Here is a 2,790-nt window from a genome sequence, read left to right as displayed (position 1 = left end):
AGTGTGTTGCGTCCATCGGTTGAACTCACAGCCAGAAGCGGACATAAATAATTTAGGGTATGTTATTTCAGAATACCTGTGAGAAGGCTGCTGAATGCGATACCCGCTACAGTACGCTCCGCCATTACAGCCTCAATATCAAAACCTTTGGTCACCTCTGCCGGAGCCTGACTACTGAACACCCTGCCGTAACGCTATCATCACCACCGTTGCTGCTGCCCGTGACCAGCGCGCCGGAGACAGAAAACATCACCCTGACGATCAACCGCGCCAGCCTTTCCGGTTTGCCGCAGGCAAGGGCCGCTCTCATCAGAGATCTGAACTTGTGCTAAAAAAATCAGCCACCTCTGGTTGGTCACGGAGCCCACCGATATGCGCGCCTGCGTCGACGCTCTGACGCGGAAGGGTTGAGGGGGGGGTAAAATTTATGACAAATATTGATCTCGAGTGAATTTTTGGATATTCTGTACCTTGAAAGCACGTACGGCTTCCATCCTGGAAAGCTGACAAGAAAGGAGCCAGTGACTAGCGGACGCTTTCATCCGTGTAGCCACACCTATTAAGTGAGGTTTTCTACATGACTACCATTTCGCAGAAGTCTGCTCGGGAGATGCTTGGCACCCCTCAGAACTTCAGAGGCGGTGTGTATGTGACAAAAAATGGTGCAGCTGAGCTGTTTATTCAGACCGCAGAAGAACGTGAAGCGGAACTGGTTGAACGCCACCAGCAGCAGCAAGTAAACGCCATGCTGAAACTGGTTAGCCTGTCTCAGCATGATTTTGAGAACGGCCGCCACGAAACCGCCCGTGAGCTATTAGCACGGAGGCGAGCAGAGCGGCATAAATAATATGAGGCCCATAAATGACGGTAGCAATCACCACCCAAGTAACAGAACAAACTTTATCAGTAATTGAGTCCTATAAAGCGGTAACAATGTCAGACGATGATGCTCGCGATTTTGCGACTGATTTGTTGGAACAAGCTATCGTCGATATTGAGGCTAATCCCCTTCAATATCCGTTTGAACAAAACGCGCTGGCCAACGGCGTAAAGTTGCGCCGCTGGTTAGATCCAACCGGGAAATACATCTGTCTTTTCCGCTATAACCAACAGACTGACGAGGCGATTCTCGACATTTTTGCCAGCACACGTCAGGACTGGTTATCACTTCTCTATCTCGTCCAGATCTCCCGCCCATAAAGATCGAAGCATGTGACGACTACCCCTGCGATGGCTGTGGGGTTCACATTTGTGCTTTTATCATCCCCAATAACCGCCAAGGCGGTTATAAATTAAAAGCCATGCGACCGATAATCAACGTGAGTTCTGATTGGACGGTTTTCCCATTACATCGCAGATCCTTTTAGTGTTTTCATGTGCAAGTACATACAGAAGCAAAGCCGGTGCACTTTAATTAACGATCTTTTCCGCGAGCAGCCATGTCCGTTGTTCGCTCATAGCGGACTGCGCTCACTGATTGCAGTGAGCGTTACCTTGAGTTTAATGCCAGCCCGGTACAGTCAGGTTGACAGTACTTGTTTCAGGCTTTCGTCATTAAAAACGGTTCCGGTCTTCAGGACGCCATAACACCAGTGCACCAGTTTCCGCATCAGCGCGCCAATGGCCACCATTTTAGGTTTACCCCGCAGGCACATCTCATCGTAAATATTACGCATTCGCTTATTGTAGATTTTTCCACACAGGGCGGACATGTAAAGCTTCGCTCTCAACTGAGGGGGGCCGATTTTCGACATCCGAGGTCGGCTCCGGACCGATGTGCCTGAGCGTTTCTCGATCGGCACCACGCCCAGAAAGGCGGCAGCCTGCTCTGCTGATGCAAAGTTATGGCTGCGAAGTACGACCAGCATATGCATCCCCAGCTGGGGACCAACCGATTTAATTGAGGTCAGCAGTGTATAATCACGCCTCAGTGTAGGGCAGGCTTTGATATGTGCTTTAATCTGCCGCTCGATATTACTTACCTCCTCGCGCAGAAGCTGCGCCATACGCTTGCAGGAACTGATAATATCTGCAGGTGTGTCTGTCGACAGGTATTTTTCCAGCCTGTTCTCCTCACGCAGGGCATCACCCAGCAGAACATCCCGCCGTCGCAGGAGTGCACCGAGATATCTGATTTCGGGAGTCGGCGGCTCCCAGCGGTGTGGCTTCTTAAGGAATGCGTAACAGGCCAGCATATACGCATCCACCTTATCCGTTTTTGTCATTATTCCCATGCCACGTGCAAACTCCCGACTACGGTGAGGGTTGGCCAGAGAAACCCGGAAACCGGCATCATGTAACTCAGTGGCCAGCCGTTCGTGATAAACACCAGTAGCTTCCATTACCACATGAACATCTTCCGGACCGCAGTGCTGAAGCCTGAGCCAGCCAAGAATATTTTCAACTGAATGTCTGTTATTTTGGATGTTACGGGTTTTTATGCGTCCTTTGATACCGTCATAAAGCATGCAAAGATCCAGGGTGTTTTTACTTACGTCAATGCCGACTGGAAACATGGTCAAACTCCTCTCACATAAACCGTCACGCCTGTTCGCCTTGTACATACGGAGTCGAGCTCCCGGTAACCGTTCAACCTGATGTGCTGGCGTGAAAGGTGAAGCGGAGGGCCATATGCTGCAAATCAAGGTTCAGCGGTGCAGACTTTTCTGACCTTAAGGGAAGGGGGCGGCTCACTCTGCTTCAGTGGTGGTAGCTAATCACCACAAACTGTTAGATACAAGGGAAGGGGGGGGTGAGGCAGAACCTGTCAAAACAGCAGCCGGCTGCGCC

4 protein-coding genes are annotated in these 2,790 nt (G+C 50.7%); 3 read left to right on the top strand and 1 reads right to left on the bottom strand.

The features are described 5' to 3' along the window. Positions 1-59 precede the first annotated feature (59 nt). From HMPREF3178_RS30730 to HMPREF3178_RS03455, 3 genes are all read left to right on the top strand, one after another. Positions 60-332 (top strand): hypothetical protein, encoded by a 273-nt coding sequence (locus tag HMPREF3178_RS30730; protein ID WP_127779548.1) that lies wholly within the window; start codon positions 60-62, stop codon positions 330-332. A 245-nt stretch (positions 333-577) separates the two neighbouring features. After that, positions 578-847, top strand: a complete 270-nt coding sequence (locus HMPREF3178_RS03460; RefSeq protein ID WP_023280901.1) for a hypothetical protein — start codon at positions 578-580, stop codon at positions 845-847. A 14-nt stretch (positions 848-861) separates the two neighbouring features. Then, on the top strand, positions 862-1,200 hold the full coding sequence (locus tag HMPREF3178_RS03455; RefSeq protein WP_023280902.1) for a hypothetical protein: 339 nt from the start codon (positions 862-864) through the stop codon (positions 1,198-1,200). Positions 1,201-1,520: 320 nt separating this feature from the next. On the opposite strand, the gene HMPREF3178_RS03450 is transcribed toward HMPREF3178_RS03455, so the two are convergent. Then, positions 1,521-2,516, bottom strand: coding sequence for an IS110 family RNA-guided transposase (locus HMPREF3178_RS03450; RefSeq protein ID WP_040213451.1), 996 nt, complete (start codon positions 2,514-2,516; stop codon positions 1,521-1,523). Positions 2,517-2,790 lie beyond the last annotated feature (274 nt).

It is taken from the genome of Klebsiella sp. HMSC09D12 (assembly GCF_001808475.1).
Lineage (GTDB): Bacteria > Pseudomonadota > Gammaproteobacteria > Enterobacterales > Enterobacteriaceae > Klebsiella > Klebsiella oxytoca.
The sequence above is the reverse complement of the archived record's forward strand: the minus strand, read 5'-3'. Positions and strand labels throughout refer to the sequence as shown.

Bases quoted from the DNA above. Each gene is read 5' to 3' on its own strand.
- HMPREF3178_RS30730 (WP_127779548.1), top strand. From the start codon at position 60: ATGTTATTTCAGAATACCTGTGAGAAGGCTGCTGAATGCGATACCCGC.
- HMPREF3178_RS03460 (WP_023280901.1), top strand. From the start codon at position 578: ATGACTACCATTTCGCAGAAGTCTGCTCGGGAGATGCTTGGCACCCCT.
- HMPREF3178_RS03455 (WP_023280902.1), top strand. From the start codon at position 862: ATGACGGTAGCAATCACCACCCAAGTAACAGAACAAACTTTATCAGTA.
- HMPREF3178_RS03450 (WP_040213451.1), bottom strand. From the start codon at position 2,516: ATGTTTCCAGTCGGCATTGACGTAAGTAAAAACACCCTGGATCTTTGC.